The organism is Streptomyces sp. CA-106110, from assembly GCF_050936285.1.
In the GTDB taxonomy this organism is placed as follows: Bacteria; Actinomycetota; Actinomycetes; order Streptomycetales; family Streptomycetaceae; genus Streptomyces.
Window position 1 is genome coordinate 891,275 of record NZ_JBNJNB010000002.1, and the last position, 13,882, is coordinate 905,156.

Sequence of the window (13,882 nt, forward strand, 5' to 3'; positions counted from 1 at the left end):
AACGGCGCGTAGCAACCGTCGAGGCCGTGGAAGCCGGCCCCGCCAGACCAGCGCCCGGAAGCAGAGTGAGGTCGTCGATGGCTGACACCACCGAGATACTGTTCGACGTGAGTGACGGTGTCGCCGTCATCACCCTCAACCGCCCTGACCGGCTCAACGCTTTCACCACCACGATGGCCCGGGAACTCGTCGCGGCTTTCGATGCCACCGACGCCGACGACGACGTACGTGTCGTGTTGCTGACCGGGGCGGGGCGCGGGTTCTGCGCGGGCGCGGACCTACGACGCGGATCGGCCACGTTCGATGCCAACGACAAGGTCAGGGCGGCCGAGCGCGCGGGCTTCGGGACGGTCGACGGGGTGCTGCGCGATGCCGGCGGCTACGTGTCGCTGCGCATCGCTGCGTCGCGGAAGCCGGTGATCGTCGCGATCAACGGGCCGGCCGTCGGTGTCGGTGCCACCATGACCCTGCCGGCCGACATCCGACTGGCCAGTGACACCGCGCGGTTCGGATTCGTCTTCACCCGCCGCGGGTTGGTGCCGGAGGCCGCCTCCAGTTGGTTCCTGCCGCGCATCGTGGGGATCTCACAGGCGATGGAGTGGGTGGCCACAGGCCGTGTATTCGACGCCGAGGAGGCGCTTGCCGGAAGACTGGTGTCGCGGGTGATGCCGGGCGACACGCTGCTGTCGGCCGCGCACTCCCTCGCCGCCGAGATCGCCGAGAACACCTCGGCCGTGTCGGTATCACTGGCGCGCCAGATGCTGTGGTCCATGCTCGGCGCAACGACGCCCTGGGAGGCACACCGCCTTGACTCGCAGGCGATCTTCCATCTCGGACAGAGCCCGGACGCGACCGAGGGGGTGACGTCCTTCCTGGAGAAACGCACGCCAAGGTTCCCTGGGCGGATCGGCGACTACTCCGAGATCGTGCCCGCTTGGCCCTCCCGGCCAGTGGACCTGACCTGAGCGCCGCTGCAGCGTGACCTGAACGGATGAGACCGTTCCTGATCAGTGAGCAGGAGTGAGTCTTGTACCCAATCCTGGTCAACTGGCGCATCCCGAACGGTTGTGGATGCATGGTCGCCCGCGTTCGCGCCGCGTCCGGCGACACGGATCGTGTCCGTGGTCCGGGGATGCGGGGGCGGGCTCCGGTGCCGTGTCTGGCCTGGGCGGTCCGATGCTGCTGTCCATCGCTCTGGTGGGCAGGAGGCGGTGCCGTCCGTCGCCGGATGCGGTGCCCCAGGGCGCGCCTGCCGATGATTTTCGGTCAGGTCAGGGCAGGGTTGCCGCAGCATTTCTTGTACTTGCGCACAGAGCCGCACCAGCAGGGACTGTTGCGGGGCGGGGGCCATGTGTGGGCCTGGCCTCGGGCCGCGAGGTCGGCGGCGTATTCGGCCCGGGTGCCTGCGTCCTGCGGGGAGAGTGCCTCGTTATGGATGAATTCCTCGAAGTCGTTGACGCTGCCCTGGGCGATGCCCAGATGCGGTTCGCCTTCCTCGGACAGGCGGAGCAGGATCTCCTCGACGCGGCGGATGTGATCATGGTGATCGGCTCCGTAAGCATCTTCCAGCACGGGCCACCGAGCCAGGAGTTCGGTGAACTCCGGCTCGGGCCAAAACAGTGCGCAGGTCATGCGGGGCTTTAAGAGGGCGGCGCGGCGTGCGGCGACCTCGGCGGTGAGTTTCTCGAACTCGGCTTGCAGGACATCTGGGTCACCGCTCTCGGCGGCCCTAAGGTGGTCTGGATCGTGCAGGTCGTCCAGGGTGCCGGGTCCGTGGAGGAAAGCCGGGCGGTGCAGGTGGAGTTCGTCGGCGAGATGGTCGAGGTCGTCGTGCGGCTGGTCATACCGGCGCCTGACCCGGTGGCGGCCGATGACGAGCATCTCCATCCCGCTGGGGTCATAAGAGCCTTCGATTCCGGTGCGGGTGAGGGGCGTGGCTGCGCCAAGCAGATGAGTGAGGCCCGCGGTGAACCAGTCTGCGGCGTCCTGGAATTCGCCGACGGATTCGAAGGTCTCGGCGACGACGTTCCAGGCCCCGGCATCGGTGGGGTGCTGACGCCGCAGTCGGGCTGCCGCCTCGCGGGCCTCGCTGGTGCGTCCAGCGTCCCCCAGGGTGCTGATGCGATATGCCTCGATCAGGTGCGGCTCTTCGCAGCCCGTATCCAGTAGCTGCTGGTAAAGGGCGAGAGCGCGGTCGTGCCGGCCGGCCTCGCTCCAGCAGTCGGCCGCATCGAGGAGGATTTCCTCGCGTTCCTCGGGATACTCCCGGGCCAGTGCCTGAAGCCCCTCCGCTTCCAGGGCGGGATTCCGCTCGACGGGGGCGGTGCGTTGCGGGCGTGGGCGGCGCTTGCGGGACATACGACCACACTACCGACGGGACGCCGACCGACTGGGCCCGTGCCGAAAGGCCGCTGGGAACGGGTGAGAAAACGCGGTACGGACCCTGGCGGGGACGCCGCGGTGAGCCAGGCCGCCCACCGCACCGCAATCCCCGACCCCACTGACCTCGCCCAGAGCGGGACAGCGTATGGGCGTGGCGTCTGACCGGAGGCAACGACGAACTCCCGGCGGGGCCGGACGCGACACGATGGCCGGCACGAAGAGACCAACCACCCCTCCCCCAAAGCCCCATCGTTTGCCTCCAGTTGGCGAACGGGAAGGTCCGGGAAAGAAGGTGATGGCCCAGCCCCACCACGCGTCCGGCTGCGTGGCGTCGGCAGGCCCCCGCACACCGGCGCACCGAGCCTGGCCGGCACGTCGACTCACTGCAATACGGCAGACGGGCCAGGCGTGAGCGCCACACGCCGTCGGCAGCGACGACGCGGGCCGCGCCTCGACGCCCGGCATGGCAAGCTGTGCTTCCCACTGCCCGAACCCAGGAGGTCACCATGACTGCAGAGTCTGCATCGCAAGAAGGTTCGGAGCCTACTGACGCCGCAAGCCCTGCCCTGGCACCCGGCGATGACGGCCAGTATGAACTGAAGGACAAGTTCCGCCAGGCCCTGGAGCGTAAGCGCGGCATGCAGACGAAGGCCGCGGCCCTCGCTGCGCACACCGATGCGTCGAAGGCCCGCGGCGCGCACGGCCCGACTGCCGGCCGGCGCTCGTTCCGCCGAAAGAGCGGCGGCTGAGTTCAAACCGGCCGCCGGACGGGGACCCGGTCCGGCCGCCATGCCGGTGATGGTTGCGTGGGGTCCCGGCAGGTGACGGAGACGACCAACCCCTCCGGTTCCTCCCCACCGCCAACAAGCAACGCCCGACCACCACACGCTCCCCGCCCGCCTGTCACCCCCCAGGGCGGAGGGCACACACGGCGCCCTCAGACTACCGGTACGCCGCACTGGTCAGGCTCCACCTCAACGCCCTTACGCAAGCTTCCCAGTCCCCCGACCACCGACCCGACCATGGGCGACCACAGGCCCGACCACGGTCCCCACCACAGCAGGTCACCGCGTTGCGCGGCCGTCCAGCCGGAATACGCAGCTCCCAAACGGTTGCGCAACCGGCAAGCAGGCCAAGCTGCGCACATGCGCAGTCGGATTGCGCTTGCGCATACTTCCCCACCGCACTCCAGACCCCGCATGCGCAACAAGACACGCGACAAAGCCCACCTGAACACAGCCCACGCCAGGCCGCGGTGAAGGAGCGACGCTGCCTCGAACGCGAAGGCCAATGCGCACGGAGCCAGCGGGTCGGCGCGCCACCCGCGGACGCTGACGCCCGCTCGGCGAGCGCGATGACATCGGTAAACAGGAGGGCCGCCGGGCACATCAGGACACGCAGCAGGCCAGCACCCGCATCAGCGGGAAGACGCCGAGCCGTGCAGCAGCGGAGCTATCCACGACGGCCGTGAAGCCGTGATCACACCAGCCCACGGCGAGATCATCCCAGGGCAGCCCGCGCTGCGAGCCGCTCACCCGGCCAGTGCGCCGACCACCCGAGCCAAGCGATCGTCTGGTAGGGCGAAGCAGTTGGCGGGGTTTCGGCAGGAGTACCTGCCGGTACACCTGCCCGGACGCGGAAGAGCCTTCTACGTTTGCCTGGCGAGTTGGCCGATGACGCTGCTGCACGTCACTGCGCACGGTCGCCGGCTATGTCAGCCCGCTGCGGATACTTGAGCTTCGAGCACGGTCGTCACACGCCCCGTCTCGATGGCGTACACATGTCCAGAAACACTCACCTTCGGCGACAGCAACGGCGACGCGAGCAGGCGCTCGACATCCTCCCGGACCGTCCTGTCCCGCTCGGCCACCTCGGACGCCCTCAGCACCGCCTCCTCGACGCCGGTCGCCTGGGCGGCCTGGCGCTGGAACTCGGAGTCGGCGAGGAACCCGGTCCCGCACTGGGTGTGGTGCAGGATCGCGACCTCGAAGAGCGGACCCGTCACGCCGAACAGCGCACTGGGATTCCGCACCGACATCCCCTTCGCGGGACTGCCGCAGCGCGCCAAGTAGGCCCTGCTACCACGGCTGACACCCTTGTCGGCAACGCGCTCTGTGAACCGCCCCATGGAGTGCGTGTTGCCACGCGGCCAAGTCGGGGCTGGCGGCGCGAGGTTCGACGCTCGTGTTCCGGCAGCACGGCTCAAGGAGTAGTCGCCGACTGAGCATCGGCTGGGAGGAGCTGGACTACGCCAACCCAGGGGAACTCACTGGTCTTGTGGAACGCACGGACTTCCCATCGTCCTGCGGGCACGGGAACCGGGGCTTCGTCCGGTTGGCCTCTGCCGTCGGGGTAGGGCACGCCGAGATCCTTGCCGGCCTCAGCCGAGTCCATGAGAACCGCCGGGCCGTCGGTCTCCCAGACTCCGCACTCCTCCCACGGCGTCGCCGGGTCTCTCAGGACGGCCTCGGCGGCGGCGAGCAACTCGGTGTCGGAGTCGGCGGCGAGCCACCGCAGGAAGATCCTCTGCTCGGGCAGGTAGCAGGTGGTGGCGGGCTCGTCGCCCAGCACCAGCGCGGACGCGGTGCTGGTGTCGCCTAGGCTGATCACCTCGGCGTACTCCTCGACCGTGCAGGCCCGGTCGTAGTCGTCCGGCTGGTCGGTGCCGCCGACGATCACACTGTCCTCGGTGCAGCCGCCCCACTGGTGCAGCGCGGACACGGGAACGACGATCAGCGGCCCACCCATGGACTGCACCCAAGTCAGACCAAGCCTGTGCCGGATGGCGTTGTTGCTGTCACTCATGCGCGTAGTCTGCCGTTGCCCGGTGACAGGCCGAGCTACTGGACAGCTGCGGGAGGTCGGGCAGGCTCGGTGTGGTGCAGGGCCCCGGCGTTTGCCTCGGATGTCTGGTTGATCATGTGATGCCGTAGAGGGCGAGGACGCGGTGGCGTTCGGCGTGGGCTCGGCGTCCGGCGGCGGTGTTGACGTACCCGGCGAGTTTGAGTGCACTGCGGATCAGGTCGCGGACGGCGGCGAGCACGGCTGGCGTATTGCGGGTCCTGACCTGGGACTTGTCCTCACTGAAGACGACATCACGCACCCAGTGGACGGTGTTCTCCACGGTCCAGTGCCCGCGAGCCCAGGCGGCGATCTCGGCGGCAGATGCCTGCTCAGCGGGCAGATCGGTGATGGCGTAGACGGTCTCGCTGGACCACTTCTTCGCTCCGTAGAGGCGGCGCCTGCGCTGAATGCGCAGGACTTGACGGGCGTTGGGGAAGAGCAGGCCGTCGACGGTGACGACCTGTACGTGGCGCTGCTCGTGGCGGCCGTGGCCGCGGGTGTCGTCACGGTGGATCACGGGGACCTCTTTCCAGGGCAGCCGGTGGAGTTGGCGGGCCTGACCGCGCTGGTTGTTCTTGATCGTGAGGAGGTAGTGGGCGCCGCGTTCGTGCAGGTAGGCGGCGTGGGCGTGCTGGGCGTGGAGAGCATCGGCGGTGATGACCGCGCCGGCGAGTTCCACGTCGTCGATCTGGTCGAGCAGGGGTGCGAACTCGGGGATTTCGTTCGTCTTCGCGCCGATCTCGCGGGAGGCCAGGGTGATGCCGTCGCCGTGGCGGACCGCGGAGAGCACGAAGACCCGGCTGCCGTCAGGGCGCCTGGCACCGCGCAGGCATTTGCCGTCCACCGCGATCGCCCGGCGCCTTTGACGCACCGGATCGGTCTGGGCGGCAGCCTGGTGGGCCCGGCGCTGTTCGCGTTCCGGGCCGCCGTCCGGCATCAGCAGCGCGGGATGCGCGCGCTCGTCGGAGAGCAGGGACGTCAGGTAGGCGAACCCGGCCGCGCTGAGCTCGGCCGGATCAAGGCGCCCCAGCACGCTGCGCAGGGTCTTCTCGCTCGGCACCCGGTAACGGCCCAGGAGCGGGTGGTAGGGCAGGCCGAAGGCGGCCAGTTCCTCGGGGGCCGCACGCCGGCACCACTCCGCTGCCGCAGTGATCGAGTCGTGGCCCGCAGGCGTCATCGCGCAGACCACCAGGGCCAGCAGGGAGGAGAGCCGGTAACGCACACCGCTGGCTCCGCGCGGATCGGTGAGTGACTCGAACTCCGCGACCAGGCTGCGGACTTGATCCCGGGCGGCACCCTCACGCAGATCTTGCAGGCGGGGTGCGGGGCAGACAGGAGCAGGGATGGGGGATGATGGTGGGACGAACACGGCACCTTCGTGGATCTTGAAGCGTAGAGAACTCCATGATCTACAGGGGCCGTGTTCGCCTGCGTCCGGGGCCCGCCACCGACGTCAATCGACCCAAGATCGGACAAGCCGGGCAAACGCCGGGGCCCTGCGGTGTGGTGTGGCGGGCCGTCTACGCTATCGACGCAGAGAGTGTGGAGGCAGCACCCGGGTCCCCTCGTCGCGCAGAGCAGGACCATGGTCCTGAAGCAAGCACGCAGGCATTTCCGAAACTCAGCGACATCACTCACCCGTAGGGTCAGCCGTTCCCATCGCCGAGCAACAGACGTTCTCTTGAAGGCTCCCCTCCCTGAAGGGAGGGGATTCTCCACCCTCCAGGGTTGAGCGGGGATGTACGGCTCAGGCCGCCTCTTGGTCCAGCGGACCAGGAGGTCTTACGCCCTCGACACCGTCCGGGTTCCAACCTGCCCGGACCAGCATCACGCGGGCGGAGTTCTTGTCCCTGGGGGACACGGCTGCGCACACGGTGCAGGCATACGTTCTCATCGAGAGAGGGAGTGCGTGCTTGGTTCTCGCCCCGCACGTTGCGCAGTCCATCGTGGTGTGCGCCGGGTGCACCAGACGGACGTCCCGTGCGTGCTTGCGGCCCATCTCGATCAGGGCACGCTTCGTCGCCGCGATGGCCGCGTCGGCCGCCTTGCGGGCCATGGTGGTCTTCGCGAGGAACTTCGGGCGAAAGTCCTCCACCGCCACTCCGTCATGATCGCGCATGACGGACTTGGCCCACTTGCGGCCGGTGTCCTCCCGCTGCCGCGCGATCTTCCTGTGCAGCTTCGCTGCCTGTGCCTGCGCCTTCCGGTAGCCGGTGGATGCACGCTGTCCTTTCGGTCGCCGGCGCCGGGCCATCATCCGCTGGTACTTCGCGAGCCGCTGAGCGGACCGCTTGCCGTGTTCGGCATGCGGAAGGTCGTAGGTGTCATCCGTGGTGGTCGCGGTCTCCTTCACACCCCAGTCCACGCCCAGGACGTGGCCGGTCTCCACAAGCGGCTCGACCTGGGCCGGGGCGACGAAGGAGGCGTACCAGTGTCCGAGCGTGTCCTGGTACACGCGCACGCTCGACGGGTCGGCCGGAAGAGCCCGCGACCACACCACGCTCAGCACGATCTGGCCCGCAAGGTGCAGGCGGCCCTCCTTGAGGCGGAAACCGCGCCGGGTGTAGTTCAGGCTCGGCCTGGCCTCCCGCTTGCGCTTGAAGCGGGGCATCCCCGCCCGGCGGTGCTGCGCAAGCCCGTCCTTGACGTCCTTCAGCGCCTTCGCCCGCGACCTGGCGAACTCCCGAATCACCTGCTGCTGCGGCACGCTCGCGCCCTCAGCCAGCCACGGCATCACCCCGCGGGCGTCGGTCAGCATCCTGTCCAGCTGCGCCGGACCACACGTCAACTTCTCGCCGCCCGCTCTGCTCTGCGCGTGGGCCTGCCGGGACTTGGCCACGCATTCGTTCCAGATCCAGCGGCAGCGATCCCACTCGGCTTCGAGTGCGCGCCGGGCTGTCTTCGACAGGCGTACACGGAAGGTATACCGGGCATGCCCGGTGTCCTTCGTGGTCGCTTCTGTCGTCATGCATCCGAACCTACCTGGGAGGACTGACAGTTGAGAGTTCTTGACCGTTGTGAGCGGCATCACGGCCGTGCGGAGTGGACGCCGGATCGCCCTGACGGCGATCCGGCTGTCCCTGCCCTGCTCCGCAGGAGTCCGATTCCTCCCCGGCCTGAAGGCCGGGGCATCCTCGGAGAAAGCCGGTGAATCCCCTACAAAGCCACGCCGGTGGAGTCAATCTGCGATCGCGTCGAGTAGTTCACCGGCAATGCGCTCGATCACCGGCACGGCCGCGGCGACGCGCTTGGCGTTGATCTCCGGCCGCTCTGGAAGAGAGAAGCGAAGGGCCTGTACCGCGTCCTCATGCCGCAGCAGAACGTGGCACGGGCCCTGGAGAGCCTAGTGCTGCATCCGCTGGTGGGTGGGATGCCGGTGGCGGACGGACGGCGCAGCCTCAGGCCGTTCGCGGAGCGGGTGCTCCCGGCGCTGAAGGATCGAGCCGGGCGATGAGGGTACGGCCGACCCGCTGGAGTTCCTCGTCGTGGTCGACGCTCTCGAACCTGCCGCCGCGCCGGGGCAGGGCCAGTTGCTCGCGGAGCAGGGGCAGGGCTGGTGCCGCGAAGGGGCCCATGCGGTCCAGGCAGGCCACGACGTGGTTGGCCGTCGCGGAGTTCTGGGCCATGGCCTGCAGCAGGGCGTCCAGGACGGCCGGTGCCTCGGCCTCGCCGCCGATCTCCCAGAGCGCGGCCGCGCAGTGCACCCGAACCCATTCATAGCCGTGCGTCAGGAGATCCCGCAGGCGCGGCAGTGCGACGGAGGCGGGCGGGCCTATCTCACCGAGCAGATCAGCCGCGTTGCTGATCCGGAAGGTGATGTGGTCGTCGAGGAGACCGAGCAGGAGCGGCATGACCTCGGCCAGGTCACCGCCGACGGCCCACAGCGCGGCGACGGCGGCAGGGCGTACGTGCGCGTCGGTCGCGGTGGTCAGCGACCGGATCGTGTCCCGTGCGCCGGTCGCCGCCGGGCCGAACGCCCCCAGCGCCTTCAGGGCCGATCCCATGACGCGGTCCTGCTCATGGCGCACCGCGGCGTCGAGCGTGTCCACAACCGCAGGAACCACAGCCGGGTCGCCCAGCGCGGCCAGGGCGGAAAGGATCGCGTTGGCGCTCATCTCGGTCCACTGCTGGGAGAGGTCGATCCGGCGCAAGTGGTCGCAGAGCCGGGACACCAACTGGTCCGCTGCCCGTGGCAGATGCCCTGCGACCTGGATCGCACGCCAGGCGTCGACGTCGCTGTCCAGCGCGGCCAGCAGACTCGGCAGCGCGCGTGCGTCGCCGAGACGCGCCAAGGCCCGGACGGCCTCCTGGTGGCTTCTGCGCAGCAGCGCCTGCGGCGCGGCCCATACGTTCGGGCCATGCGCCGCGCGTTGGGCGTCAGTGTGCGCGGCGAGTGCCTCCCGGGCCGGGGCGGCGATCGGGTGGCACGCCTCCAGGACGGCCGCAGCCTCGGCGGCGACCTCCTGGTCGGCCGTGGTGAGCTGGTCGGTGACCAGCAGGAGGAGCCGGGTGTGGTCCCCGCGCCAGGCCCGCATCAGCTCCCCGCTCATACGGACCGCGTCCAGGCGCGAGCCGGGGTCGGGGCTGCTCAGCTGCTCGGCCAGCACCGCGGTGCGCTCGGGCACCCGGGTCCCCAGGGCTTCGTGGAACGTACGCAGCAGGGCCGTGGTCGGTGCGTACACGCGCGTGTGCCGGTCGAGATCCTCGAAGGCGGCGACGATCTGGGGCGCAACTCCCTCCGTGGGTGTCGCCGGGCGGCTCGGGACGGGTGCGATCTGTCGCACGGGTATGGCGCGTGCGGTCTCGCGCAGCAGGCTGACGGCGGCGGGCACGATGTCCTCGCCGATCTCATCCGGGGCGCAGCGGGCCTGCTGGACCAGGGCCGCGAGCCGGGTCGCCGGGCCCTGGGCAGGGTCGGCGGCGAGCCCGGCGAGCCAGTCCATCACCTGTTGCGAGGCCGCCGGCAGGCGCAGTGCCAGGGTGGCCGCTGCCTCCGCGATCCGCAGCCGCGCCGCGATGCCGCGCTCGGCGGCCAGCCGCTCGCGCAACACCGCGGCGGCCCGGTCGGCGTCGTCGAGGAAGAGTCCGAGCCCGGGGATCGCGGCCAGGCGCACGTCCGGGTCAGGGTCGCGGGCGAGGTCGGCGAACTCCACACCCCGCTCGCGCAGGAAGGCGACGGCCTGCGCGCAGCCCATCGGTGGGTAGTACTCGATCTCGGTGCCGTCGTCCTCAAAGCCCCGGTCGAGGGACTCCCGGCCGATGCTGACCAACAGCGCGACGACGGTGGCCCGGTCGGGCGTGGCGCCGTCGACGGCCACCTCGAACAGAAAGGGCAGGCTGGCTGCCGTGGGCGGGTACACGCTGCCCTGGTGGTGGACCGCGCCGTAGAAGCGGTCGAGGGCCTTGTGGCGTTCCTCGGCGTCCGGGGAACGCAGCGCCGTCAGCAGCACCGGTACCTCCTCAGCCGAGCCGTACGCGTGCTCCATCGAGGCCCAGTCGATGTCATGAAGTCCGTCGAACATGATCAGAACCATGCCAGGCGGCACTGACAACAAAGGCGTCCCGGGACGGAGCCGTACGACACCATCGGCACGGACAACGGGGCCGGGCGGACTGCGCTGGAGGGACGTACGAACGGCAACCACCGCGAGCATGGGCTTCTCAACGCCGTTCCCAGACCCAAGAGTTCTCATGGACGTCAGGGAATCCCTGCGGCAGTCCTGGACCAGGGACCTGGTCGCAGTGCACGCCGCCACGCCGCCCACTGGGCTCTGCGGCCGGAGCCCTTGCTCCTGCCGCACACCGCACCACCCGCGGTGCGACTGACCGCCCTCGTGCCGACCGCGCACACCTCCGCCCAGAGCCACCACGCCGACATGAACGTCCTCGCCCGCCTGTGCGGCCACTGCCTTCATCAGACCGCAGAACTGCTCGACCGGCTGACAACCAGCATCCTGGCCGCCTGGCACCACCACCGGGACACCGACGAAGTCCTATGGCAACTCCCCCACGAACTGTGTGCGCCGCCTCTGAAGCTCACCTCGAACAAGAGACATCACTCAAGAGACACAACAGGGTTAACTCATACGTACTATCTCTATGCCGGGCTATTTGCAGCAGCGACCGCCGCTGCCCTCAGACACCAGCTCGAGCCCACACGCGTGGCGCTCTGCGCTTGCACCAAAGATCTGGCACACCGAGCCAGGAACACTGAGAAAGGCCAACACCATGTCGGAGAGCACAACGGCAACCACCGGGCTGACGTCGCAGTACGCCGCCCAAGTGACCAGCGACCTCGAACGCAACGCCAAGGAGCAGGAACGCATCAGCACGGACATCGCCGCACTGCAGGAGCAGCTGGCCGCCCTCCAGCACGACCACGCCGTGCTGGTCAACGTGCAGCAGGCACTTGGCGTTTCGCCCACGCCGGTGCAGCCTGCAGCCGCCCCGGACAGCTCCACCGTGCCCGCCCCCCGTAAGAAGACCTCTGGTCAGGTCGGCGCCGGCAAGCGGACGCGAACCAAGAAGGCGGGCGGCGCACAGGACCGCACCGCGGCCAAGAAGGCCGCGGCCGGCAAGAAGCCCGCGGGCAACGCCGTAGCCGCGAAGGCGGCCCGGCCCACGCTGGTCGAGCTCATCCGCAGCCATCTCACCAAGCAGAGCGAACCGCGCTCCGCTGCCGAAGTCACCACCGCACTCGACACGGCTCACCCCGAGCGCGGCGTCAAGACCACCGTCGTGCGCACCACCCTCGAGAACCTCGTCGCCAAGAACCAGGCCCAGCGCACCAAGCAGGGCTCCTCCGTCTACTACACCGCCCCCCACGCGAGCGAGGAAACGGCTGCACCTGCCCTGGGCGAGGAGCAGGCCGAGTAAGAACCGTCAGGCGGCACGCTGCCGCTACGGCGGCAGCCAGCCAGCCAGCCAGCCTGCCTGCCTGCCTGCCTGCCTGCCTGCCTGCCTGCCTGCCTGCCTGCCTGCCTGCCTGCCTGCCTGCCTGCCTGCCTGCCTGCCTGCCTGCCTGCCTGCCTGCCTGCCTGCCTGCCTGCCTGCCTGCCTGCCTGCCTGCCTGCCTGCCTGCCTGCCTGCCTGCCTGCCTGCCTGCCTGCCTGCCTGCCTGCCTGCCTGCCTGCCTGCCTGCCTGCCTGCCTGCCTGCCTGCCTGCCTGCCTGCCTGCCTGCCTGCCTGCCTGCCTGCCTGCCTGCCTGCCTGCCTGCCTGCCTGCCTGCCTGCCTGCCTGCCTGCCTGCCTGCCTGCCTGCCTGCCTGCCTGCCTGCCTGCCTGCCTGCCTGCCTGCCTGCCTGCCTGCCTGCCTGCCTGCCTGCCTGCCTGCCTGCAAGCCGCTACGCGGGTCGGGCAAGGGTGGGGCCTCACAGCCTGACCGATTCGCGCGCTCCAGCAGAGCCACAAGTGCGGGTGGGTCACTCGTCGGTCACGGTGATCTGCAGTGGCCCGCCGGGCACCGGGAGGCCGCCACCGTTGGGGTAGCCGTACTGCGAAAACAGGCCGCTCGCGTCGGTCAGCGTGAAGCCGACCGTGTACGTGCCCGGGGCCAGGCCCTGGTGCAGTGGCACGGTCAGTTTGAGCTCCCCGCTGGTAACGGAGCCGACGCCGCCGGAGGCACCATCCACCGAGCTGCCGTCCGCGTCGTACACGGTGAGACTGAAGCCGGAGATGCCCGCGAACGACGTCACATCGAGGGTGAGCCCGTCGTTGCGAGGCAGCGAGCTTGCCGGCACAGAGACAACCGCAAGTGATGCGGAGTTGACGACGGGGGCCTGGGTGTTGGGGATCTGTGTGGCAACCAGGTCCAGTTCCGGGCCATGGAAGGCTGTGCCGTAGGCGGCGGCGTTGCCGGCGCCGTCGGTGAGGCCGATCCCGGTGACCTTGCACTGTTTGGTGACAATCGGCGCTACGGTGGCGAGCACCGAGATCGTCCCGTCGGCTGCGATGGTGGGGTTCTCGGTGACCGACCCGCTGCACTTGTCGAGGAGCAGTGTGACGGAGGAAATCCCGTTCTGGGCGCCGAGCGGTCTCATTGTGACCGTCAAAGTCGCGAACCCGGTCCAGTTGTTGTACTGCTCGGGGCTGATGGCGAAGTCTGCCGCCGACAGCGCTCGGTTCCGGGTCACCTGCATCGCACCCGCACTCAGCCCGCTCGTTGTGCTGACGTTGCCCGCGGCGTCGGCCAGTTTAACCTGCGAGACGGACCAGGTCCCGGCGGGCGCGTCCTTTGGGATGGTGACGTCGACGGGGCATTCGAGGTCCTGCGTGTCGAAGACGAAGTCCGTCCCGCACCACAGTTCGCCCGCCGCGTTGCGCACTACTGCGAAGCGCGCGCTCACCACCCCGCCGTGCGAGCCTGTCGCGACCAGCCTCCCCCGGTCGAACCCCGACTCGGCGTCGGTGATGTGCAGCCGGTAGCGCTGGGTGACCGACGCATCGGCGTTGTAGACGTATTTCGGTTGATCGAAGTCCAGGTGAAGCTGGTCAAAGGCCGGACCAGCCGTGTCGGCCGGCTGTGTCGCGGTGGACTTTGCACCGGGCCGCGTCTGCTCCGCTGCCTGCGCCGGCCCGACGGCCACCACCCCGATCAGCAGTGCCCCTACCCACGCGACAGGCGCCCGTAACAGGCCACGTCTGCTCACACGCCACA

General features: G+C 69.4%; 11 protein-coding genes and 1 pseudogene. 3 read left to right on the forward strand and 9 right to left on the reverse strand.

From position 1 onward, the window contains the following. Positions 1-77 precede the first annotated feature (77 nt). Positions 78-965, forward strand: coding sequence for an enoyl-CoA hydratase-related protein (locus ACQEXA_RS61670; protein WP_433135367.1), 888 nt, complete (start codon positions 78-80; stop codon positions 963-965). A gap of 41 nt (positions 966-1,006) precedes the next feature. Here ACQEXA_RS61670 and ACQEXA_RS61675 read toward each other — a convergent pair. Beyond that, a pseudogene (locus ACQEXA_RS61675) lies at positions 1,007-1,257 on the reverse strand (IS200/IS605 family accessory protein TnpB-related protein); the annotation flags it as partial. A gap of 9 nt (positions 1,258-1,266) precedes the next feature. After that, on the reverse strand, positions 1,267-2,358 hold the full coding sequence (locus tag ACQEXA_RS61680) for an SEC-C domain-containing protein (protein ID WP_433135369.1): 1,092 nt from the start codon (positions 2,356-2,358) through the stop codon (positions 1,267-1,269). Between the two features lie 530 nt (positions 2,359-2,888). Between ACQEXA_RS61680 and ACQEXA_RS61685 the strand changes: the two genes are divergently transcribed. After that, positions 2,889-3,131, forward strand: coding sequence for a DUF5302 domain-containing protein (locus ACQEXA_RS61685; protein WP_433135371.1), 243 nt, complete (start codon positions 2,889-2,891; stop codon positions 3,129-3,131). 639 nt (positions 3,132-3,770) lie between these two features. Here ACQEXA_RS61685 and ACQEXA_RS61690 read toward each other — a convergent pair. The 6 genes from ACQEXA_RS61690 to ACQEXA_RS61715 form a co-directional block, all read right to left on the reverse strand. Further along, positions 3,771-3,917, reverse strand: a complete 147-nt coding sequence (locus ACQEXA_RS61690) for a hypothetical protein (RefSeq protein WP_433135374.1) — start codon at positions 3,915-3,917, stop codon at positions 3,771-3,773. A gap of 179 nt (positions 3,918-4,096) precedes the next feature. Then, positions 4,097-4,414, reverse strand: a complete 318-nt coding sequence (locus ACQEXA_RS61695) for a hypothetical protein (protein WP_433135377.1) — start codon at positions 4,412-4,414, stop codon at positions 4,097-4,099. Positions 4,415-4,584: 170 nt separating this feature from the next. Next, positions 4,585-5,187 carry an Imm21 family immunity protein gene (locus tag ACQEXA_RS61700; protein WP_433135379.1) on the reverse strand — a complete coding sequence of 201 codons (603 nt, stop codon included), beginning with the start codon at positions 5,185-5,187 and terminating at the stop codon, positions 4,585-4,587. Between the two features lie 112 nt (positions 5,188-5,299). Further along, the gene (locus ACQEXA_RS61705) at positions 5,300-6,595 is read right to left on the reverse strand and encodes an ISAs1 family transposase (protein ID WP_433135381.1); all 1,296 of its coding nucleotides are present in this window, start codon (positions 6,593-6,595) and stop codon (positions 5,300-5,302) included. 378 nt (positions 6,596-6,973) lie between these two features. Then, positions 6,974-8,194 carry an RNA-guided endonuclease InsQ/TnpB family protein gene (locus tag ACQEXA_RS61710; RefSeq protein ID WP_433135383.1) on the reverse strand — a complete coding sequence of 407 codons (1,221 nt, stop codon included), beginning with the start codon at positions 8,192-8,194 and terminating at the stop codon, positions 6,974-6,976. A gap of 430 nt (positions 8,195-8,624) precedes the next feature. Next, on the reverse strand, positions 8,625-10,748 hold the full coding sequence (locus ACQEXA_RS61715) for a HEAT repeat domain-containing protein (RefSeq protein WP_432942156.1): 2,124 nt from the start codon (positions 10,746-10,748) through the stop codon (positions 8,625-8,627). Between the two features lie 706 nt (positions 10,749-11,454). Here ACQEXA_RS61715 and ACQEXA_RS61720 point away from each other — a divergent pair. Beyond that, complete coding sequence (locus ACQEXA_RS61720) at positions 11,455-12,102, forward strand: hypothetical protein (RefSeq protein WP_432942158.1); 648 nt, start codon at positions 11,455-11,457, stop codon at positions 12,100-12,102. Positions 12,103-12,647: 545 nt separating this feature from the next. On the opposite strand, the gene ACQEXA_RS61725 is transcribed toward ACQEXA_RS61720, so the two are convergent. Next, entirely contained in the window at positions 12,648-13,874 is a 1,227-nt protein-coding gene (locus tag ACQEXA_RS61725) for a hypothetical protein (protein WP_433135385.1), read from the reverse strand. Positions 13,875-13,882: the final 8 nt, after the last annotated feature.

What these genes read in the sequence shown, in the direction of transcription:
- ACQEXA_RS61670 (WP_433135367.1), top strand. Translation starts at nt 78, where the DNA reads ATGGCTGACACCACCGAGATACTGTTCGACGTGAGTGACGGTGTCGCC.
- ACQEXA_RS61680 (WP_433135369.1), bottom strand. Translation starts at nt 2,358, where the DNA reads ATGTCCCGCAAGCGCCGCCCACGCCCGCAACGCACCGCCCCCGTCGAG.
- ACQEXA_RS61685 (WP_433135371.1), top strand. Translation starts at nt 2,889, where the DNA reads ATGACTGCAGAGTCTGCATCGCAAGAAGGTTCGGAGCCTACTGACGCC.
- ACQEXA_RS61700 (WP_433135379.1), bottom strand. Translation starts at nt 5,187, where the DNA reads ATGAGTGACAGCAACAACGCCATCCGGCACAGGCTTGGTCTGACTTGG.
- ACQEXA_RS61710 (WP_433135383.1), bottom strand. Translation starts at nt 8,194, where the DNA reads ATGACGACAGAAGCGACCACGAAGGACACCGGGCATGCCCGGTATACC.
- ACQEXA_RS61715 (WP_432942156.1), bottom strand. Translation starts at nt 10,748, where the DNA reads ATGTTCGACGGACTTCATGACATCGACTGGGCCTCGATGGAGCACGCG.
- ACQEXA_RS61720 (WP_432942158.1), top strand. Translation starts at nt 11,455, where the DNA reads ATGTCGGAGAGCACAACGGCAACCACCGGGCTGACGTCGCAGTACGCC.